Genomic DNA, 21,302 nt, shown 5'->3' on the forward strand with positions numbered 1-21,302 from the left:
CCGTGCACTCGCCCACCCCCGAGGGACCCCGTGACCGGCTCGTCGAGCTGATCGGCGGCTACCGCCGCACCGCGCTCGTGCACGCCGCGGCCGACCTCGGCCTGGCCGACCGGCTCGCCGACGGCCCGGCCGGCACCGCCGCGCTGGCCGAGCTGCTGGACCTGCACGAACCGACCCTGGGCCCGCTCCTGCGAGCCCTCGCCGGCCTGGGGATCCTCTACCAGGACGACCAGGGGCGCTACGGCCTGACCGGGACGGGGGAGCTGCTGCGCCGCGACCACCCCCACTCCCTGCACAGCGCCGCCGTCTACTTCGGCGGGATGAGCTACCGCGCCTACGCGGGGCTGGGGGGCGCCGCGCGCACCGGCGACGTCGCCTTCGACAGTGAGTTCGGTACGGACTACTACGACCACCTGCGGCGCCACCCCGACCTCGCCGAGCACTACCACCGGATGATCGCCCTGCCCGAGGGGGCCGGAGAGGTGATCGCCGGGCTGTACGACTTCGGCGGCGCCCGCTCCATCGTCGACGTGGGCGGCGGGAACGGCAGCCTGCTGGCGCAGGTGCTCCGCCTTGCGCCCGACGCCAAGGGGCTGGTCCTGGACATGGCCCTGTGCGAACCGATGGCGCGGGAGACCTTTTCCGCCCAGGGCCTGGCCGACCGCGGCCGGTTCACCGCCGGGGACTTCCGGACCGCCGTCCCCGCGGGCGGGGACGTCTACCTCCTCTCCCGGGTCCTGGCCAACTGGCCCGCCCCCACTGCCACACGCATCCTGGCCAACTGCCGCGCGGCGATGGACCGGGGCGCGCGCCTGCTCGTCTTCGAGATGGTGATGCCCGAGCGCGCCGAGGAGGGGACCTTCGCGGTGGAGGGGGACGTCAACGCACTGGCGCACTTCGGCGGCGGCGTGCGCACCCGCCGCGAGTTCGAGGACCTGGTCGGGTCGGCCGGACTGGTCCTGGAGCGGGTGCGCCAGGTCGACCCCGCCGCCCACTGGTCGCTCCTGGAGTGCTCGACGGGGGAGGGCCGGTGAACGCCATCCCCACCTTCGCCGGCCCGCCGCTGGTCGGGCTCAACCTCCACCTGCTCAACGACCCGGTCGGGCTGTTCACCCGGGCGCAGCGCCGCTACGGCGACCTGGTCGAACTCGACCTGGGCGCGGCCGGACCGCTGTACGGGGTGTTCCACCCGGACGGGGTCAAACAGGTGCTGCTCAGAGGGCGGCGCACCCACCGGGCCCTGCTGCGCGAACTCCTCGGCGGCGGCCTGTTCACCTCGCCGAGCGGGGAGGACTGGCTGCGGCGCAGGCGCCTGTCCCAACCGGTCTTCACCCAGGACCGGCTCTCCCGGATGCTCCCCCTGCTGCTGCGCTCCGTGGACGAGACCGTCCACCGGCGGTGGCGGCCCGGACTGCGCGTGGACGCGGCCGCGGAGATGAAGCGGCTGACCGTGGCCATGATGGTCGACGCCACCTTCGGCCCCGACACCGGCGTCGACCGGGCCCTGGCCCGCCGCGCCCTCGGGTACCTGCTGCCCTACGTCGACCAGCAGCTCTTCACGCTCCTGACACCCCCGCGCTCCTGGCCGACGCTGCGCAACCGGCACTTCAGAGCGGCCAGGTCGGCCCTGCGCGGCATCATCGCCGAGGCCGTACGCGAACGCCGCGCCGGCGGAACCGACGAGCCCACCTTCCTCAACGGCCTGCTGGAGGGCAGGTCGGCCACGGGCGGCCCGGAGTTCACCGACGAGGAGCTCGTGGACGAGGTCCTGTCCATCTTCATCGCCGGGACCGAGACCACCGGAACCGCCCTCACCTGGGCCCTGCACCTGCTGTCCACCCACCCCGCGGCGGCCGACGCGCTCCGGGCCGAGGTCGCGGCCCGGATCGGCACCCGGACCCCCACCCCGGACGACCTCTCCCGACTGCACTGGCCGAGGGCGATCGTGCAGGAGGCGGTCCGGCTCTACCCGCCCGCCTGGGCCCTGCGCCGGGTCATGGACGAGCCCCTGGAACTGGGCGGTGCCACCGTCCCGGCCGGGTCCCCGCTCATCGTCTCCTCCTACGTCACCCACCGGCACCCCGGGCTGTGGACCGACCCCGAGGACTTCGTCCCCTCGCGCTGGCTGCCGTCGGCCCCCGAACCGCCGCGCTTCGCGTACTTCCCGTTCGGGGCGGGGGCGCACCAGTGCGCGGGAAAGATGTTCGCCCTGTTGCAGGGGGAGCTGCTCCTGACCCGACTGGCGCAGGAGTTCACCACCCTGCCGACCACCCGGGCACCGGTCCGCACGAGCGCGACGATCGCGCTCTCACCGGTGCCGACCCCAGAGCTGCTGCTGGTGGCGGCCCCCATCCGGGAGGAAGAATGCCTGTAGGCCCACACGTACTCCACCGAGGCGCCCACACCGGCGCGGGACCCCTGCGGGTCCACGACATCGAACGCCTCTCCGCGCTCCTGGAATGGCTGGAGTCCTACGTCTCCCGCCCGCACGAGCGGCTGGGGCGTTCGGGGATCGTCTGCCCCTTCGTGCCGATCTCCATGCGGACCGACGCCATGGAGTTCGTCGTGCACCGCGAGGTGACCGGCGCCGACCGCGCCGAGCTGGCCCGGGTCGTCGAGGCCCACGCGGCGGAGTTCGCCTCCTCCGCCGCCGGGACCGCGGCCGAGCGGCGGCGGCGCAGCCTGCTCCTGGTCTTCCCCTCGATGACCGGGGCGCACCAGGAGTCCCTCGACTCGGTGCACACCGACCTCAAGACCGCCATGGTCCGCAACGGGCTCATGTTCGGCCAGTTCCACAGCCGCTGTCCGGACGGCGCGGTGCGCAACCCGGACTTCAAGGTCTCCCTCTCTCCCGTCCCCTGTGTCGCGATCCGGTACATGGCGCCCCACGACATCCTCTTCCTCCACGACCGGCCCGAGTGGTTCGGCGAGTACCGGAGGAGGTTCGGGGGCGACTACCGGCGAGGAAAGGTCAAGGACCCTCACATGATCGAACTCTTCAGGAAAGCCGAGTCCTCGGAGGAAGCGCGATGACCAGACCGTTCAAGCCCGCCGCGACCGGCGGTGCCGCCCGGGTGCCGGCGGCCCTCTGCGGCGCCGTGCTGCTGGCCGCGGCCACCGGGTGCGCGTCCCTGCCCCCCGACGTCAACGTCAGCGCCTCCGCGAGCATCCCCACGGGCCCGGCCCCGGCCGGACTGGCGATGGCCGACTTCGACGGGGACGGCGTCATCGACCTGGCCACGGCCAACCTGGGCGGGGACTCGATCTCCGTCATGACGGGCGACGGCAGCGGCGGGTTCGCCGAGGCGGTGGACTTCGACGCGGGCGGCGCGCCCAGCGACATCGGCACGGGCGACTACGACGGCGACGGCACGATCGACGTGGTCGTGTCCAACTTCGGCCCCAACCAGGTCTCGCTCCTGCGCGGCGACGGCGAGGGAGGGTTCGGCGAACCGGAGACCTACCCCATCAACGGCGGCGACCCCAACCGCGTGCTGTCGACCGACCTGAACGGCGACGGCAGCCTGGACATCCTCACCACCAACTTCCACACCGATGACATCTCCGTGCTGCTGGGAGACGGCGAGGGCGGGATCGGGGAGGCCTCGGAGTTCTCCGTCGACTTCGACCCGATCCGGATGGCCGCCGCCGACGTCGACGACGACGGCAACATGGACATCGTCACCGCCAACTTCGGCTCGAACGAGGTGGGCATCATGCTCGGTGACGGCAGCGGAGCGCTCATGCCCGCCGAGAGCCTGGCCGCCGGCGGCAGCCCCGCCTCCCTCGTCGTGGAGGACCTCGACGGGGACGGCGTCCTGGACATCGCCACGACCAGCTTCGACGACCACGAGCTGTGGGTCTACCCCGGCGAGGGCGGCGGCGAGTTCGGCGACCCCCTGCAGTACCCCGTGGAGGGCACCGCCCCGGTCGAGATGACCTCGGTCGACGTCAACGCGGACGAGATCACCGACCTGGTGATCGCCAACGCCTCGTCCAACGACATCAGCGTCCTGCGCGGCGACGGAGCCGGATTCTTCAGCGATCCGTCGGTCTTCGCGATCGGCGGCGACGACCCCCGCGGCGGCCTCATCGCCGCCGACCTCAACGGCAACGGCGACCCCGACTTCGCCACCGCCAACCACAATTCCAGCGACATCACCGTGCTCATCAACAGCGGGATCGTCCAGGACGGATGAACGGATACGACCGGCGCGAAGGGAGCGCGGAATGTCGGACGGCGAGGACCAGCTGAATTACCGGGTCGTGGTCAATCACGAGGAACAGTACTCGATCTGGCCGGTGGACCGGGAGAACGCACCGGGGTGGCGCGACGTCGGCGTCGAGGGCCCCAAAACCGAGTGCCTGTCGTGGATCGAGGAGCACTGGACCGACATGCGCCCGCTCAGCCTGCGGCGGGCCATGGCCGCAGAGGAGTGACGGGGACGGGCACCGGAAAAAGCGTCGAATCCGGCATTCGCCCGTGAAACAATCGCACGCGTTCAGATGCAGGCAATGAGAGAAGATGACATGGCAACCTCGGATACCGGTTCACAGCCTGAGGAGAAGGGGATGGGAGGATTGCGCCTCCTCATGGCGAACGCGCATTTTCGCGCGTTGTTCACCTCGCGGACCGTGTCGTACACGGGTGAGGCGATCAGCCTGGTCGCGCTCATGCTGTTCGTGGCCGACTCGACCGGCCAGGCGATCGCCGTGTCGGTCCTGCTCCTGGTCGGGGACTTCGTCCCGGCCCTGCTCGGGCCGATCACCGGCGCGATCAGCGACCGCTTCGACCTCAAGCGGGTGATGATCGTCTGCGAGGTGGTCCAGGGCGCCGCGCTGCTGATGATCGCCCTGTCGATGCCACCGCTCCCGCTGCTGCTGCTCCTGGTGGCCGCGCGTGCGGCGGCCGGTCAGGTGTTCATGCCGGCCTCGCGTGCGGCGGTGCCCGGACTGGTGCGCGGGCGCGACCTGGAGGCGGCCAACTCCAGTATCGGGTTCGGCACCAACGGCGCCGAGGCCGTCGGTCCGCTGCTGGCCGCCGCGCTGTTCCCGTTCCTGGGCATCCAGGGCGTGCTGTTCGGCGCGGCGGCGGCCTACGGGTTCTCCGCCCTCATCCTGCTCAGGGTGCGGTCGCTGCCGCCGGTCCGCGAGGAGCACGAGTCCACGTCGCTGCTGACCGAGGCCAAGGAGGGCCTGGGCTACATCTGGTCGGTCTCGCCGGTCCGGGTGATCGCGCTGGGCTTCTGCGTCGTGGTCGCCTTCAACGGCATCGACGACGTGGCGCTGGTGCTCCTGGCCAAGGACACCTTCGGCGCGGGGGACTCGGCCGTGGGCCTGCTGCTGGGCGCGGTCGGCATCGGCCTGGTGGTCGGCTACGCGCTCCTCGCGCGCTACGGCATGCGCGGCTCGATGCTCTTCCTGCTGATCCTCGGGTTCGGGGTGAGCAGCCTGGGCAACCTGCTGACCGGCCTGGCCTGGGCGGTCGCCGCGGCCTTCGCGCTGCAGGCCGTGCGGGGCATCGGTATCGCGGCGATGGACGTGGCGACCAACACGCTGCTCCAGCGCATGGTCCCCGCGCGGATGCTCGGGCGGGTCTTCGGCAACCTGTACGGCGCGGTCGGGGTGGCCGCCGGGCTGTCCTACGTGGCCGGTGGGCTGCTGCTCGACGCCACCTCGGCGCCCGCCACCCTCATGATCGCGGGCGCGGGCGGGCTCGTCGCCACCGTCGCGGTGGCGCTGACCCTGCCCCGGGCACTGCGCCGCGGCGGGGTGTCCGCCGACGGGAACGGCACCGGCGACGAGGACGGTACCACGGGCGGGGACGGTTCCGGGGACGGGGAGGCCCGGGGCGCCGACCCGGCCGTCCCCGAATCCCGTCCACGCGGATCGGGGGAGGAGTAGATGGTCACCACGCGTGTCCGCGGGCGAGAGCCCGCGGACCGGGGGTCAGGCGCCCACGGGCCGGACGGCCCGCCGGTGCCCGGACCGCCAGGACGCGGCGAACGCGCCGCACGAGCCGAAGCGCTCGCGGGGGTCGGCCGAGGTGGCCCGCGCGAACGCCTCCGCCACGCGGGCGGGCAGGTCGGGGCGCGAGCGCAGCAGCCGGGCCGCGTCCCGGTCCGGGAACCTGCCGTCGGCGTCGGGTACCGCGCCGGTCAGGCAGGACAGGGCGACGCGGGCGAGCGAGTACACGTCGGCCCGGTGGTCGACGGGTCCGCCCGCCGCCTGCTCCGGCGCGCTGTAGCCGGGGGTGCCGGCGCCGGGCGCGAGGGGCGCCGTGGCCCCGCCCCGGGTGTCCACCGCGAGGCCGAAGTCGGTGAGCAGGGCCTTGGCCCCGTCCGTCCCGGCGAGCAGGATGTTGCGGGGGTTGACGTCGCGGTGCACGATCCCCAGGGCGTGGACGTGGTCGAGCGCGTCGGCGATCTGCCCGGTGACCGCGACGGCCGCCGCCAGGGGCAGCGGCCCGTGCGCGTCGAGCACCGACCTCAGGTCGCCGCCGCGCACGTAGGGCATGACCGCGAACATGTGCTCCCCGGATCCGCCGACGGCGTAGACCGGCACCACGTGCGGATGGTCCACGGCCGCCATCATCCGGAACTCCCGGACGAAGCGCTCCCGGAACCGGCGGTCCCGCATCATCGACGCATGCGGCGACTTCACGACCACCCGCCGCCCCAGAACGACATCCTCCGCCAAGTGGACGACTCCGGTACCTGACCGCCAAAGTTCCCCGTCGACCCGATAACCGGGCGTATTCGCCATACCCTTTTTCTTCACTTTCCTGTCGTCAATGTGTCTGGAGGTGCCTGGGAATTGTTGGACAACGCGCTCAGAGATGATGGAAGGGCAGACCGGGTCCGCCCTGTCCACGCGGATCCCGAAAACCCGGGGAAACTGACGGACGAGCTGGTCGCCACCTCGGAATGGAGCGACGAACTGGTCGCCGCGGCCGGAATCGATATCGTGGACGCTCCCTTCGTGACCGTCGGTGGCGGCATGGGCTCCTTCGCCATGGCGGACTATCTGAGAATCGCCGGCGTTCCGGCACGGGACATCAGGGTCCTCACGACCCTTGACACCCCGTGGGAGAACTACGCCTATCTCACCGGCGTATCCCAGCTGCCGCCAGAATACCGAATCAGATCCGACTCCTCCTCCATGCCCGACAATATCTGGGGATTTCCCAGCTATGCCGTGCAGTCGGCTTTCTCCGCGCGTACCCTCCGTGGTTTCGTCGCTCCGATATGGAACGTGTTCACCGAGAACCTCCTCAGTGACTATTGGACGCCGCTCGCGGGCCAGGTGTTCCGGGGACTGGAGCGCGAGGCCGACCGGATCGGCTACTGGGGCTGCGTCGAGCACGGACAGGTCCGCATGGTCCGCCGGCGGGCCGGCGGCGGGTACTTCAGCGTGCTCACCCAGGAACGGGGCACACACCGGCGGGTGGCCTTCCGCAGCCGGTTCGTGCACCTGGCCGTCGGCTACCCCAGCATCCGCTTCCTGCCCGAACTCCAGGACTACCGGATGCGCACGGGCGACGCGTCGCGGTTCGTCAACGCCTACGAACCGCACGAGCACGTCTACGACCAGCTGGTCACACGGCCCGGGACGGTGCTCGTGCGCGGCGGCGGCATCGCCGCCTCGGCCATCCTGCACCGCTTGATGAGGGACCGGGAGAAGCTGGGCGCCCGGACCCGGGTGCTGCACGCCGTGCGCACCTACGTCGACGGACCCGCGGGCCCGTCCCCCTTCATGCGCAGGCGGGGCGGGCGCGGCTGGGCGCACCAGGGGTTCAACTGGCCCAAGGCGTGCTGGGGCGGCCAGCTCAAGGCCCGGCTGGAGAAACTGGAGGGAGAGGAGCGGCGCCGGCTGTGGGAGCTGATGGGAGGCTCCACCACCCCCGTCCGCCGGGGATGGCAGCGCGAGCTCGCGCGCGGCCGTGAACAGGGCTACTACACCACCTTCGGCGGCGAGCTGGACCACGTCGACCCCGCCCCCGAGGGCGGGCTGACCGCCTACTTCAAGCCGGGCGCGGCCGTCTCGGCGGGCCCGATCGGGGTCGACTTCGTCATCGACGCCACCGGCCTGGTCGGCTCGGTGACCGAGCACCGCGTGCTCTCCGACCTGCTCATCCACTCAGGCGCCGACCGCAACGTGCTGGGCCGCATCGACGTCGCCCCCACCTTCGAGGTCCGGGGCGCCCGGACCAGCGGAGGGCGGCTGTACGCGGCGGGAGCCGCCGTGGAGGGCTCCCACTACGCGCCGGTCGACTCCCTGCTGGGCCTGCAGTACGCGGCGCAGCGGGTCTGCGACGACCTGGCGGCCCAGGGCTACTGCCGACGCATCGGCCCGGCCCGTTCCGTCGACCAGTGGTGGAAGTGGATGAGGAACAGGACGCCATGACCCCGACCCTGCTCGGCCGGATCCAGTCCCGGCTCTTCCTCCTGCTGACCGTGGGACTCGTGTGGACACTGGCCCTCACACCGCTGCTGCCCCGCGGGTTCGCCCCGCTGGGCGTGGCCTACACGGTCACGCTGACGGCCCTGGGCGCCGTCGCCGTGCTCGGGACCCTGCTGTGGGAACCGCTGTACCACCTCCTCCAGCAGTTCCGCTGGGAGAAGGACTGGCCGGCGGTCATCATCCTCCTGCAGGGCGCGCCCGAGGGCGTCCTCGCCTACCTGGCCCTGCGCCACGGCCTGGAGCTGCCGGTCCGACCGGGCGCCTTCGCCGTGCACTTCTCGACCACCTGGCTGCTGGTCTTCGTGTTCCTGCACGGCCCCTTACGTGTTCCCTTCCTTCGCTGGCGATTCCGTGGCGGGAGACTGATATGAGGCAACGAACCGATATGAGACACACCGACTTCCAGATCGCGGTGCAGGCCGGAGACGGCCTCATCGGACGCTTTCCCACGGGGGTGATGCTGCTCGTCGGAGACGGGTCGGCGGAGGCCTCCGACCGGCTCATCGAACTGTTCGCGGACGCCGAGGGCGGCGGCACCGATCCGGCGGCCGGCCTGGAGGAGCTCTTCGGCTCCCCGGACGCCCCCGACGTCTCCGCGTTCGGCGCCATGGTCGAGTCCGGCGACGGCACCTCCCTCTACCTGCGCGGGCCGGTGGAGGTCACCGCCGACAGCCCCAACGCGGACCTGCGCGCGTGGGGGCGGGACGGGGGACGGCTGCTGCGCTACGAGGCCCCCTCCGAGCTGTCCACGCTCACCATCCGCCACGCGGACGTGCCCGCGCCGGGCGGCGACCAGGCCTCGTTCGGCCTGCGCACCGGCGTGGTCTCGGGCGGCGGGGTGACGCTGGAGCGAACCGGCGCCGAGACGGGCGAGCACGAGGACGACATGCTCCGCCACGACGCGCCGCCCGCGCCACGCCAATCGGCGCCGCCGCCCTCCCGGCACGGCATGGCGGCACGGACCGCGCCGCCACCGCCACCCCCGCCGCCCCCCGCCGAGCCCGCCTGGCAGCACCACCACGCCGCGCCGCCGGACCAGACCACGGCAGTGCTCCCCGAACCGTCGCCGGGCGCCCTGCCCGGCGTGTTCCCCGACCAGGGAGCGCCCTCGGACGGCGGCTCCCGACCCGGCTACACCACCCGGCTGCTGGCTCGCGTCCTGGTCACCGTGCTGGTCGGACTGCCCTGGACACTGGCCGCGCCGTTCGTGCTGCCCGTCGGGTTCGCGCCCTCCACGCTGACCTACACCATGGTCCTGCTCGCGCTCGGCCTGCTGTTCGTCCTCGGCGCCCTCGTGTGGGACCCGGTGGTCACCGCGGTGCAGCGCAGGACGGGGCGCAGCGAGTGGCCGCGCCCCCTGTTCGTCGGACAGGTCCTGCCGGAGGCGCTGGTCGTCTTCGGCGTGCAGTTCCTGCTGCTCGACGCGTTCGTGGTCAACGCCACCTCCCTGGCCCTCCACCTGGCCGGGGCGGCCGTGCTCATGGGCGCCGGCGCCTGGGTCATGGGCCGGGTCCCCGCCATGCGCAGGCGGCTGTCCGCCCCCGACGGCGGACCCGGCGCCGCCGGCGGCCCGGTGCCCGCGGGACTGACCGGCGGGCAGACCGTCCCCGCCCTGGGAACCGCCCCGGCGTCCTCCGCCAACGGGCGGTCCCCGCAGGTGTGGGGCGTCAACTGCCGCAACGGGCACTTCAACCGGCCCGACGCCCGCTACTGCGCCGCCTGTGGGACGGCCATGCACGGACTCACCCGGGAACCGGTCCAGGGCCCCCGGCCGCCGCTCGGCTACCTGGTGTCCGACCACGGGTACTCCTACGAGCTGGACGGCGACTACGTCATCGGACGCGCCCCTCAGGCCGACGAGCTCGTGCGCGCCGGCCGGGCCCGCGCGCTGTCCATCTCCGACCCCGGCCGCACGCTCGCCGAGGCCCACGCCGACGTGCGCCTGGACGACTGGGACGTGGTCCTCACCGGTCGCGGCAACACCACCGGGACCTTCGTCAACGAGCCCGACAGCGCGAACTGGATCGCGCTCGCGCCCGGCCAGCCCTTCGCCATCCGTCCGGGCACCAGCGTCCGGCTCGGCCACCACAAGTTCGTCTACCGCGCGCTGAACCAGCGTTGAGAAACAGGAGGAGTTCCATGGTCGCCGCAGGCTACGACCCCGACACCACCCGCTCGTTCTACAACTCCTGGGGGAGCAGGGAGTGGGACCGCCTGGAGAGCTCGTTCGAGAACGAGGTCAACTACGCCGTCCACAAGTCCGTGCTCGCCGAGTTCGTCAAGCCCGGCGACGAGGTCCTGGAGGCCGGCGCCGGACCCGGCCGCTTCACCATCGAGATGGCCCGGGCGGGCGCGGACCTGACCGTGTGCGACCTGTCCGACGTGCAGTTGGCCATCAACCGGGAGAAGGTCGCCGAGGCCGGGCTGACCGAACGCGTGCGCGCCTGGCACGAGGCCGACATCGTCGACCTGTCCCGTTTCCGCACCGCCTCCTTCGACGTGGTGGTGTGCGCGGGCAGCGTGCTCAGCTGCGTCCTGGACCGGGTGCCGGACGCGATGGACGAGCTCGTCCGGGTCTGCCGGCCGGGCGGCGCCATCGTCGTCAGCGTCACCTCGCGGTACGGCTACCTCCGGGCCGGGCTGTCCCAGATCCTCGGGCTGATCGACTCCAAGGAACAGCTCACCGCCATCGACGACGCGGTCGGCACCGGGGACATCGCGGGCGTGCGCGCCGAGACCGAGTTGCTGACCACGCACTTCTTCTCCTGGCCCGAACTCAAGCAGCTCTTCCTCGAACGGGACTGCTCGATCGCCGCCGCGTCCGCCTCCAACTTCCTGTCCGCCGACTCGCCCGAGCTGACCGACCGGCTGCTCGCCGACCCCGACCTGAAGGAGGCGTTCATGCGCTGGGAGCTGGCCGCCTGCCGCTCCGAGGGCGCGATCGACGGTGGCACGCACATGATCGCCGTCGCCCGGCGCGGGGAGTAGGACGAGTCCGGGTCCCGCGCGCCGCACGCCCGGCGCGCGGGACCGACGAACAGGGACGGGAGCGCCACGTGCTGCACGACTACCCGAAGACGACCTACGGCGACACCATCGCCGACATCTACGACCTCCTGCACGCCGGGTGGGACCCCACCGCGACGGTGGACACCCTGACCGACCTCGCCGGGGGCGGCCGTGCGCTGGAACTGGGCGTGGGGACCGGGCGGCTCGCCCTGCCCCTCGCCGCGGCCGGCACCCCGGTCACCGGGATCGACGTGTCCCCGGCGATGCTCGCGCGGCTGCGGGAGAAGGACCCCGAGGGCACCGTCGAGGCCATCGAGGGCGACTTCGCCGACTTCACCGCCAAGGGCGAGTTCGCGGTGGCCTTCGCCGTCAACTCCCTGCTCCAGCTGACCTCGCTCGAGGAGCAGCGCGCCTGCCTGCGCCGGGTGCGCGAGCACCTCGCCCCCGGCGGAGTCCTGGTCCTGGAGGAGGCCAACCCGGCGGCGTTCACCGGCGGCGGCCTGCAGGTGATGAACATCGGGCCCGACCGGCTCCAGCTGCTCGCCTCGCAGTACGACCCGATGACCCAGCAGTACCGCGCCCAGCAGGTCATCCTGCGCGACGGCGAGTCCCGGCTGAGCCCGGTCGCGCTCCGCCTCACCACCCCCACCGAACTCGACCTGATGGCCGAGCTGTGCGGGATGAGGCTGCGCGAGCGCTGGGCCGACTGGCGGCGCACCACCCCCTACACGCTGGAGAGCCGCCAGCACGTCTCCTTCTACGACGTCGGCTAGGCGGCCGCACACGACCGGGTCGGCGGCCGGAGCCCCCGCCGCCGACCCGCCCACCGACCCCCCCCACGAGATCGGCGACGTCCATGGCACACCCCTCCCGACGGTCCCCCGTGGACCGGCTGGGCGACCACCACCTCGACCAGGCCTGCCGCCTCGACCCCGTGCACGCCACCCTGACCGGGCTCGCCGGCCACGGCACGGACCTGCCCGACTACTCGCCCGAGGGCTGGGCACGCCGCGCCGACCTGCGCCGCACCTCCCTGCGCGACCTGGACGCGCTGGAGCGCGACCACCCCGACCAGGGCGGGGACGCGCTCGCCCGGGCGATCCTGCGCGAACGACTGGAAGCCGAACGGGACCACCTCGACAGCGGTCTCGCCCAGGCCGTGAGCATCACCACCTCGCCCCCCGTGCTCATCCGCGAATGCCTCACACTCGCCGACACGGCCACGGAACCGGGCGCCGAGGCACTGGCGCGCCGCCTCGCGCGGGTGCCCGACGCCCTGTCCGGCTACCTGCGCACACTGCGGAGCCGGGCCGCCGAGGGTCGGCCGACCGACCGCGGACAGGGGGAGTGCGTGGCGGCCATGGCCCGGATCTGGGCACAGGGCGGGACGTGCGCGGCGCTGGCCGCCGACGTCCCCGGCGCCGCCGGCCGGACCTCGCTGGGCCGCGACCTCGCGACCGCCGCGGCGGCGGCCGACGCCGCGTACGCGGCCTTCGCCGACGACCTGGAACGCCTGGTCCTGCCGCACGCGGGCGAGGCGGTCGCGGACCGGGAGCGGTACGCCGTGGCCGTCCGCCACGTCCTGGGCCACGACGCCGACCTGGCGGAGACCTACGACTGGCTCGCCGAGAGCCTGCGCGCCCTGACCGCCCGCACCGAGGACGCCGCCCGGGAACTCGACCCGGACGGCGACCCGGCACGCCTCCGGGAGCGGCTCGACACCGATCCCGCGTGGTCCGTCGACGGTCCCGGGGCCCTGACCGCGTGGGTGCGCGAGCGGTTGGACGCGGCCCTGGCCGCGGCCGACGGGACCGTCCTGGACGTGGCGCCGCCGCTGCGCGAGATCGATCTGGTGGTGGAACCCGCTGGGGGCGGCCCCGTCCGCTACCTGCCGCCCTCCGCCGACCTGTCCCGGCCGGGCCGGGTCGTGTGGCCCGTGTCCGGCGCCGGCGGGCCGATCCCGGTCTGGAACGCGGCGAGCACCGTCCACCACGAGGGGGTCCCGGGCCACCACCTGCAGATGGGCACGGCCGTGCTGGACCGGGGCCTGCCCGCCTGGCGGCGCCACACCTCCGTCCCCGGGCACGCCGAGGGCTGGGCGGTGTACGCGGAGGGCCTGATGGAGGAGGCCGGTGCCCTGGACCGGCCGCAGTGGCGGTTGGGACACCTGATGGGACTGCGGGCCAACGCCGCGGTCGCGCTCGCCGACATGGGCGCGCACGCCGGTCTCCCGATGCCCGGCGGTGTCGGTGCCCGGGCGGGCGCTCCCTGGAACGAGGCGAACACCGTCGACTTCCTAGCCGCCCACACCGCCTTCCCCGCCGACGTGCTGCGGTTCACCGTGCTGCGCGGTCTGGCCTGGCCCGCCCAGGCACTGTCGTACGCGTGCGGGGAACGCGTGTGGCGGCGGGCGCGCGAGGACGCCCGCCGCCGCTCGGAGGGGGCGTCGGGGGCGTTTGACCAGCGGGCCTTCCACGCGAGGATGCTCGCGATCGGCGGGTGCGGGCTCTCCGTCCTGGCCGGTGCCGCGCGGGACCCGGGCCGGACGCCCGCCCCCGCGGGCGTCCGGGGGCCGTGGGAGCGTGCCGGAACACCGAACGGGACCACGCTCATGTGATGGGAGATGCGCCTGTGACACGGGGGACGTGTGTGGCCGGATACGGCCACATCCGAAAGGAGTATCCGGAAATGACCAGGGAAGCGGTTCCGTAGAACGGAAGAGCGGCCCGGGTCGCCGCGCCCGCCGCGGTTCCGCCCGGCCACCAGGACACACCGACCACGGGCACGGGTGAACGATGGACGAGAGCGGACAGGGGGCCGCCTGCGCGGATCCGACGTGCGCCGGGACGATCGACGACGAGGGCTACTGCGACCAGTGCGGGCTCCGGCGCGAGGAGCCCCCGGCGCCTCCCGGGCCCGCGCCCGGCACGCCCGGTGCCACTCCCGTCACACCCGGCCCCGCGCCTGCCGCACCCGGCGCCGCCCCCGTGCCGTCGGTGCCCGGGTCCGCCGCACCCGACGCCGCCCCGGTCGCACGCGGCCCCGCGGGGGCGTTCCCGGGCGACTCCGCGTCCCGGCCCAGCTCCGCCTACGGCTCCGGTCCCGCCTCCACCGGCACCGGACCGACCGGCGGCCGCGGCCGCTCCTCCGTCGGCGTCCTGGGCGAGGGGCTGAGCGAACTCCCGCCGATCCCGTACCAGGACCCCGCCGACGTCGTCATGCGCGACCCCGAGGTGCCCGAGGAGCGACGCTTCTGCGGGAGCTGCCACGCCCCGGTCGGCCGGTCCAAGAACGGGCGGCCGGGCCGGCAGACGGGGTTCTGCCCCGACGACGGCAACCCCTACTCGTTCGTGCCGACCCTGCGCCCGGGCGACCTCGTCGCCGGCCAGTACCGGATCGAGGGCGCCATCGCCTACGGCGGCATGGGCTGGATCTACCTCGCGGCCGACCAGAACCTCGACGGCCAGTGGGTGGTCCTCAAGGGCCTGCTCGACTCCTCCGACGAGTACGCCCAGGAGGCCGCCGAGGCCGAGCGCCGCTTCCTCATCTCGGTGGACCACCCCAACATCGTCAAGATCATCAACTTCGTCCAGCACGCCGACACCACCACCGGCGCCGTGCACCGGTACCTGGTGATGGAGTACATCGGCGGCGGGTCGCTGCAGAAGATGCTCCGCGAGCACCTGGAGAGCACGGGGCAGGGCCTGCCGCCGCGCCAGGCGATCCCCTACACCCTGGAGATCCTGCGGGCCCTGGACCACCTCCACTCCCAGGGCATGCTGTTCTGCGACCTCAAACCCGCCAACGTGGTCCAGGTCGAGCACCGGCTCAAGCTCATCGACCTCGGCGGCGTCCGGCTCATGGACGACAGCGCCAGCCCCAAGTACGGCACCCGCGGCTACTCCGCGCCCGAGTTCGCCGAGATCGCGACGGTCCGCACCGACCTCTACACCGTCGGACGCACGCTGGCCGTCCTGTGCTTCCCCTTCCGCCTCACCCGCCGCGAGAACGGCGAGCTGGTCGACAACCCCCTGCCCGGCACCGACGCCCCCGAGTACGAGGCGCTCCACCGGCTCCTGCTCCGCGCCACCGCCGCCGATCCGGCCGATCGCTTCGCGAGCGCCACCGAGATGGCCGACCAGCTCACCGGCGTGCTCCGGGAGATCCGCGCGTTCCAGGACGGCATCCCCTACCCCGCGCCCTCCACGATCTTCGGACCCGAGCGCCACGTCGTCGGCTCCGAACTGGCCTCCTCCGCCACCCGGCTGTTCGACCCGCTCGACCCCGCCCTCGCCGCGGCGTGCCTGCCCCTGCCCGCTGCCGACCCGAACGACCCGGCGGCCGCCGCCCTCACCGGCCTCGTGATGCCCACCTCCGAGCAGATGCTCGCCCTGCTGGACGCGCTGCCGCCCTCACCCGAAGGACTCCTCGCGCGCTGCCGGATCCTCGCCCAGTCCGCGCACCCCGGCACCGCCGCCGCCCTGGACGAGGCCGCCGCCCAGCTGCCCGGCGACTGGCGCGTGGACTGGTACACCGCCGTGGGCCACCTGGCCGGCGGGGGTGCCGACCGGGCGGCACGGCTCTTCGACGACCTCGTCTCGCACCTGCCGGGCGAGGCCGCGCCCAAGCTCGCCCTCGCCACCGCCCTGGAGTGCGCGGGGCGGACCGAGGAGGCCGCCCGGTGGTACCGCACCGTCTGGAGCACCGACCACGCCTGGACGGGCGCCGCCTTCGGCTACGCGCGCACACGGCGCGACCGGGTCGAGGTGCTGGACCAGGTACCGGCCTCCTCGGCCTTCCACACCGCCGCCCAGCTCGCCCTGGTCGCCCACGCGCTGCGCGGCACCGGCGACACCGGCGGGCGTGGCGACCGCGGCCCGGGCTCCGGCGCGCCGCCGGCCGGCGCGGCCATCACCGCCGCCGCCCACCGCCTCGACGCCCTGCCCGACCAGGGCGGAGCCGTCGGCCGTGCCCTCGCCGCCGACCTGCTGGAAGCGGCCCTCAGCTGCCTGGCGGAGGGCGGGTCCCTGCCGGAGGCGGACCTGCTCGGCGCCCCCGCGTCACCCCGTGCGCTGCGCACCGACCTGGACCGCCGCTACCGGGAACTGGCCCGCACCCAGCCGCGCGGCCCCGGCCGCCGACTGCTCGTGGACCGGGCCAACGCGGTCAGACCGCGCAGCCTGACCTGAGGGCTCCCCCCCCCGAACCGAGGGCTCCTCCCGCCCGCCCACCCCCCAAGGAGTCGTATGTCCACCGCCCCGCCCACACCCCTCAGCCGTCTGGAGGTCCACCAGAACCCCTGTCTCCCCGAAGGCGCCCAGGACGTGCACGCCATCGCCACGGTCACCGTCGACGCTCCGGCGGCCGCGGCCTCGTCCCCGGCGCAGGTCATCGTCATCGACCGCTCCTACTCCATGAGCGGAGACAAGATCGCGCGCGCCCGCGAGGCCGCGGTGGCCGCCGTGGACGCCCTGCGCGACGGCAGCCGGTTCGCCGTGATCGCGGGCAACGGCCGAGCCGAGCAGATCTACCCCCTCGGACCCGCCGCGCTGGCCGAGGCCACCCCCACCAGCCGCGACGCGGCTCGCGGGGCGATCCTGGCCCTGGGACCCGACGGCGGCACCAACCTGGTGCCGTGGCTGGAACTGGCCTCCGCCCTGCTCAGCACGGTCGGACCCGGAGACGTCCGGCACACCACGATCCTCACCGACGGGCAGGGCAACCTCACCGACGCCGTCCTGCGCAGGTGCGCCGGGACCTTCACCTGCGACTGCGTCGGTATCGGCGAGGACTGGAGCCCCGAGCAGCTGCGCAGGATCACCACCGCGCTCTCGGGCACCCGGCACTTCGTGGAGGACCTCGACGACCTGCCCGGCTTCTTCCGCCGCCAGGCCGAACAGACCCAGGACCGGGGCATGGCCGACCTGGCCCTGGTCGTCAAGGCGCCCGGCCAGGTCCGCGTCCGCAAGGTCACCCAGGTCTACCCGACCGAGCGCGAACTGACCGCGCGGGACGGTGGCGGCGGCCCGGTCCACGTGTACCCGCTCGGGTCGTGGGGCTCGGAGAGCAGGGACTACCAGCTGTGGTTCCGGGTGCCGCCCCGGCAGCCCGGCGCCGAGATCCGCGTCGCGCAGGTCATGCTCGTCTCGGGTGAGGGACAGGAGCTGGCCCGGGGGCGCGTCCTGGCGCAGTGGACCGCCGACCTGGCCCTGGCCACGGCCGTGGATCCCAAGGTCGAGCACTACACCGGGCAGCTGGAGCAGAACGGGCTCATCCGCGAGGGCCTGGCCGCCCTGGAGACGGGACAGACGCGGGAGGCCACGGCGAAGCTCGGCCGGGCACGCGAACTCGCCGTGGAGTCCGGGCGCGACGACCTGGTCACCGCGCTGGAGCGCGTCGTCGACCAGGACCCGGTGACGGGGACGGTCCGGCTGCGCTCGCGGATGAGCCGGGCCGACACGCTCAACCTCGACGTCGGCACGGACCGGACGACGCGGGAGATGACGCCGAGGAGAGGGGAGTAGGCCCGTGACGGCGATCTGCCCCGACGGGCACCCGACCGAGGACACCGAGTACTGCGAGGAATGCGGCCTGCGCGTCCCGGCGGCGTCCGGAACCCGGCCCCCGGGCGGTCCCGGACACGGCCACGCGCACGGCCCAACCGCGCGGAGCGAGAGGAGCGCGGGCGGCTCGACGGGTCCCGGGCGAGGGCGCGGACCGGTCGCGGGCGCCGTGAGCCCGCCGCCCGCGCCCCAGCGACCCCCGGCCGACGGCGCGCTCCCGGACTCCGAGGTCGCCGACCTGATCGGCGACGCGCCCACCTCCGCCCACGTCCGTGTTCCACGTGCCGGGCCGACCGGTGCCGCGCCCGAGTCGGCCGGACCACGTACCGGTCGGCCCGGGGCCGAGCACGCCCCGGCGCCCGGGGAAGCCGTCGCCGCGAGCACGACCCCTCCGGGGGCCGCTGCGGAGGGTGCGGCTCCGCCCCGTGTGGCTTCCCCAGGTGTCACCCCGTCGGGTACGGCTTCGCCGGATGCGGCCTCTCCGGATGCGGCCTCGCCGGGTGCGGCTTCGTCGGGTGCCGTCCCTTCGGGGGCCGCTGCGCCGGGACCCGGCGCGGCCGACCTGCTGGAACCTCCCGCGCCCACCCTGCTGCTCACCCCGGGGCGGCGCCCGCGCCTGCGCGGCCCGTCCACGGTCAACCGCCTGCGCCTGCTGGTCGCGGTGACCGTCGCGGCGCTCGTCCTGGCCTTCGGGGCGCTCGCCGTGGGCACCAGCACGGCCCAGTCCGCGATCGACGACACCGGCCAGGACACCGGTCCCCGGATCATCGCGACCGCCGACCTGCCCCGGGCGCTCGCCGAGACCGACGCCCACCTGGCGGCCCTCGTCCTTCTCGGCGACGACCCGTCGCGCGCCGACGAACGCTCCGCCGCCCTGGAGGCCTACCAGGACAGCGGCCGCACCGCCGCCGCCCTCCTCCTGGGCGCCCACGACCTGGCCGTCGACATCGAGGGCCGGCCGGAACCCACGGTCGCGGCCACCGACCCCGCCGCGGCGGCGATCGAGGGCGAAGCGGCGGCCCAGGACCCGGCCGACGCGCCCACGCCCGCACCCGCCGCCACGCCGGAGGACGCGCACGGGGCCACCGCCCAGGCGCTCGACCTCGCCGAGGCCTACGGCCGCTACCGGGAACTGGCCGGTCGGGCCCTGACCCTGTCCGAGGAGTCCGACCACCCAGCGGGTGCGGTCCCCGACGACGTGGCCGCGGCGCGCGCCGAGGCCGCGACCCACCTGCGCGAAGAGGTCCTGCCGCTGGCCGAGGCCGTCAGCGCCGACGCCACCGACACGGCCGTCCGGCGCACCGGCGAGGCCCGCGACACGGTCGCCACCGCGCGCACGGCCGTCGCCCTCGGCAGCGCCGCCGCCCTGGGCACCCTCATCGCGCTCCAGGTCTTCCTCGCCCGCCGCTTCCGGCGCACCTTCAGCCCCGCGCTGCTCGTGGCCACCGCGGTCACCGCCATCTACACCTACACCGGCGTCACCGTCATGGGCACACAGACCGAGGTCCTGGAACGCATGACCGCCGACGGCCTGACCCCGGTGGCGGCGGAGGCCGCCGTCCGCACCGCGGACACCGTCGAGGCCGCCGACACCACCGACGAGCTCAGGGGAGGCACCGCGGCCGCCGGCTCTCTCGCCCCCTACCAGGACGACCCGGACGCCGCCGAGGAGGCCGCGGCCGCGTTCTCCGCGTCGGTCGCCGCCGGCGACGCCGCCATCGGCGGCCTGGGATTCCTCATCCCCGTCTCCATGCTGTCCATCGCCGTCGTGGTCGTCGTCGGCACCGCCCCCCGCCTGGCCGAGTACCGCTGAACCGGAGGACACTCATGAGCACCGACACCGGAACCCTCCGGTCCGGCCGACTGGGCCGATGGTTCAGCGGCCCCCGCCGCGCGATCATCGTCAGCTCGATCGGCACCTCCCTGGAGTGGTACGACTACTTCCTCTACGGCACGGCCGCCGTGCTGGTGTTCGGGCGGCTGTTCTTCCCCGAATCCGACCCCGCCACCAGGCTGCTGCTGTCACTGGCCACCTTCGGCGTCGGGTTCGCCTCCCGACCGGTCGGCGCGGTGCTGTTCGGGCACTTCGGCGACCGGCTCGGCCGCCGTGACGTCCTGGCGGCGACCTTCCTCGTCATGGGCACGTCCACGTTCCTCATCGGACTGCTGCCGGGGTACGCGAGCATCGGCGTGGTCGCGCCCGTCCTGCTGGTGCTGCTGCGCGTCGTGCAGGGGCTGAGCCTGGGCGGGCAGTGGGGCGGCGCCGTCCTCATGGCGATGGAGCACGGCACGCGGGAGCGGCGGGGCGTCACCTCCAGCTGGGTCCAGGTCGGCGTCCCCGTCGGCAACATCCTCTCCACCGGTCTGCTGGCGCTGGCCGCCGTCCTGCTACCGAACGAGGCCTTCCTGGAGTGGGGATGGCGGATCCCGTTCCTGCTCTCGGGCGGACTCGCCCTGATGGGCCTGTGGATCCGGCGCGGGCTGACCGAGTCCCCGGAGTTCGAGGCGATGGGCAGGCCGTCCCGCTCGCCGCTGCTGGAGGTCCTGCGCACCCACCCGCGGGCGCTCGGATCGGCCTTCCTTGCGCGCATCGGCAGCGACGTGGTGTTCTACGTCTTCACCTTCTACCTGCTCGCCTACCTCGACACGCAGTTCGACATGGACCGGAGCGTGGGACTGACCGTCGTCGTGATCGCCTCGGCGGTGCAGTTGCCGCTGCTGGTGTTCTACGGCCGCCTGTCCGACCGGTGGGGCCGGCGCCGCGTGTACGCGTTCGGTGCCATCGGCTCCGGCGTGTGGGTGTTCGCGTTCTTCCCGCTGCTGGACACCGGCGTGTTCTGGATCATCACCGCGGCCGTGGTGGGCGGGATCGTCTTCGAGGCCGCCATGTACGGACCGCAGGCCGCGTTCATCGCCGAACTCTTCGCGCCCCGCGTCCGCTACAGCGGTACCGGACTGGGCTACCAGGTGGCGGGGGTTCCCAGCGGCGCGCTGGCGCCCATCGTGGCGGTCATGCTGTACCAGTGGTCCGGCAGCGCACAGGCCGTGGCCTGGTACGTCGTGGCGTCCGTGCTGGTGACCCTGGTGGGCCTGGCCCTGTCCCCGGGGCCCTGGCGGGGACCGTCGCAGGCGCCCGCGCAGGCCCCCGCGAGGGTGCCGCTCGCCAGGGACGCGCCGTGACGGGCGACCGGCGACGCGCCCGGGCTGGGCCGCCGTCGGCCCCCTGACGGAGCGGGGACCGGCGGCGCGGGCGCCGGTTCGCGTCAT

17 protein-coding genes are annotated in these 21,302 nt (G+C 73.9%); 16 read left to right on the plus strand and 1 reads right to left on the minus strand.

Features of this window, described 5'->3' with window-relative positions:
• Positions 1 to 2 precede the first annotated feature (2 nt).
• From HNR10_RS28190 to HNR10_RS28215, 6 genes are all read left to right on the plus strand, one after another.
• A complete protein-coding gene (locus tag HNR10_RS28190; RefSeq protein ID WP_179828759.1) occupies positions 3 to 1,034 on the plus strand; it encodes a methyltransferase in 1,032 nt (343 codons plus the stop codon).
• Positions 1,031 to 2,374 carry a cytochrome P450 gene (locus HNR10_RS28195; RefSeq protein ID WP_179828770.1) on the plus strand — a complete coding sequence of 448 codons (1,344 nt, stop codon included), beginning with the start codon at positions 1,031 to 1,033 and terminating at the stop codon, positions 2,372 to 2,374. The genes HNR10_RS28190 and HNR10_RS28195 overlap by 4 nt, the downstream gene beginning before the upstream one ends.
• Entirely contained in the window at positions 2,365 to 3,033 is a 669-nt protein-coding gene (locus HNR10_RS28200) for a DUF6875 domain-containing protein (protein WP_179828772.1), read from the plus strand. The genes HNR10_RS28195 and HNR10_RS28200 overlap by 10 nt, the downstream gene beginning before the upstream one ends.
• Positions 3,030 to 4,199, plus strand: a complete 1,170-nt coding sequence (locus tag HNR10_RS28205) for an FG-GAP repeat domain-containing protein (protein WP_179828774.1) — start codon at positions 3,030 to 3,032, stop codon at positions 4,197 to 4,199. Before HNR10_RS28200 ends, HNR10_RS28205 begins: the two co-directional genes overlap by 4 nt.
• A gap of 31 nt (positions 4,200 to 4,230) precedes the next feature.
• On the plus strand, positions 4,231 to 4,440 hold the full coding sequence (locus tag HNR10_RS28210; RefSeq protein WP_179828785.1) for an MbtH family protein: 210 nt from the start codon (positions 4,231 to 4,233) through the stop codon (positions 4,438 to 4,440).
• A 132-nt stretch (positions 4,441 to 4,572) separates the two neighbouring features.
• Entirely contained in the window at positions 4,573 to 5,904 is a 1,332-nt protein-coding gene (locus tag HNR10_RS28215; RefSeq protein WP_218898096.1) for an MFS transporter, read from the plus strand.
• Positions 5,905 to 5,949: 45 nt separating this feature from the next.
• On the opposite strand, the gene HNR10_RS28220 is transcribed toward HNR10_RS28215, so the two are convergent.
• On the minus strand, positions 5,950 to 6,765 hold the full coding sequence (locus HNR10_RS28220; RefSeq protein WP_246406444.1) for a serine/threonine-protein kinase: 816 nt from the start codon (positions 6,763 to 6,765) through the stop codon (positions 5,950 to 5,952).
• Between the two features lie 489 nt (positions 6,766 to 7,254).
• Between HNR10_RS28220 and HNR10_RS28225 the strand changes: the two genes are divergently transcribed.
• From HNR10_RS28225 to HNR10_RS28270, 10 genes are all read left to right on the plus strand, one after another.
• Positions 7,255 to 8,406 (plus strand): hypothetical protein, encoded by a 1,152-nt coding sequence (locus tag HNR10_RS28225; RefSeq protein WP_246406446.1) that lies wholly within the window; start codon positions 7,255 to 7,257, stop codon positions 8,404 to 8,406.
• Positions 8,403 to 8,834 (plus strand): hypothetical protein, encoded by a 432-nt coding sequence (locus HNR10_RS28230; RefSeq protein ID WP_179828790.1) that lies wholly within the window; start codon positions 8,403 to 8,405, stop codon positions 8,832 to 8,834. Before HNR10_RS28225 ends, HNR10_RS28230 begins: the two co-directional genes overlap by 4 nt.
• A 14-nt stretch (positions 8,835 to 8,848) precedes the next feature.
• The gene (locus HNR10_RS28235) at positions 8,849 to 10,585 is read left to right on the plus strand and encodes an FHA domain-containing protein (RefSeq protein WP_179828792.1); all 1,737 of its coding nucleotides are present in this window, start codon (positions 8,849 to 8,851) and stop codon (positions 10,583 to 10,585) included.
• Positions 10,586 to 10,602: 17 nt separating this feature from the next.
• Complete coding sequence (locus HNR10_RS28240; RefSeq protein ID WP_179828794.1) at positions 10,603 to 11,451, plus strand: class I SAM-dependent methyltransferase; 849 nt, start codon at positions 10,603 to 10,605, stop codon at positions 11,449 to 11,451.
• A 68-nt stretch (positions 11,452 to 11,519) separates the two neighbouring features.
• The gene (locus HNR10_RS28245; RefSeq protein WP_179828796.1) at positions 11,520 to 12,245 is read left to right on the plus strand and encodes a class I SAM-dependent methyltransferase; all 726 of its coding nucleotides are present in this window, start codon (positions 11,520 to 11,522) and stop codon (positions 12,243 to 12,245) included.
• An 83-nt stretch (positions 12,246 to 12,328) separates the two neighbouring features.
• Positions 12,329 to 14,089: a DUF885 domain-containing protein gene (locus tag HNR10_RS28250; protein WP_179828798.1), complete on the plus strand. Its 1,761-nt coding sequence runs from the start codon at positions 12,329 to 12,331 to the stop codon at positions 14,087 to 14,089.
• Between the two features lie 178 nt (positions 14,090 to 14,267).
• Complete coding sequence (locus HNR10_RS28255; protein ID WP_179828800.1) at positions 14,268 to 16,661, plus strand: serine/threonine-protein kinase; 2,394 nt, start codon at positions 14,268 to 14,270, stop codon at positions 16,659 to 16,661.
• Between the two features lie 57 nt (positions 16,662 to 16,718).
• The gene (locus HNR10_RS28260) at positions 16,719 to 17,996 is read left to right on the plus strand and encodes a vWA domain-containing protein (protein ID WP_179828803.1); all 1,278 of its coding nucleotides are present in this window, start codon (positions 16,719 to 16,721) and stop codon (positions 17,994 to 17,996) included.
• Positions 17,997 to 18,462: 466 nt separating this feature from the next.
• Positions 18,463 to 19,848 (plus strand): hypothetical protein, encoded by a 1,386-nt coding sequence (locus HNR10_RS28265; RefSeq protein WP_179828805.1) that lies wholly within the window; start codon positions 18,463 to 18,465, stop codon positions 19,846 to 19,848.
• Between the two features lie 14 nt (positions 19,849 to 19,862).
• Positions 19,863 to 21,215: an MFS transporter gene (locus tag HNR10_RS28270; protein ID WP_179828807.1), complete on the plus strand. Its 1,353-nt coding sequence runs from the start codon at positions 19,863 to 19,865 to the stop codon at positions 21,213 to 21,215.
• Positions 21,216 to 21,302 lie beyond the last annotated feature (87 nt).

Source organism: Nocardiopsis aegyptia, assembly GCF_013410755.1.
GTDB classification, from domain to species: Bacteria; Actinomycetota; Actinomycetes; order Streptosporangiales; family Streptosporangiaceae; genus Nocardiopsis; species Nocardiopsis aegyptia.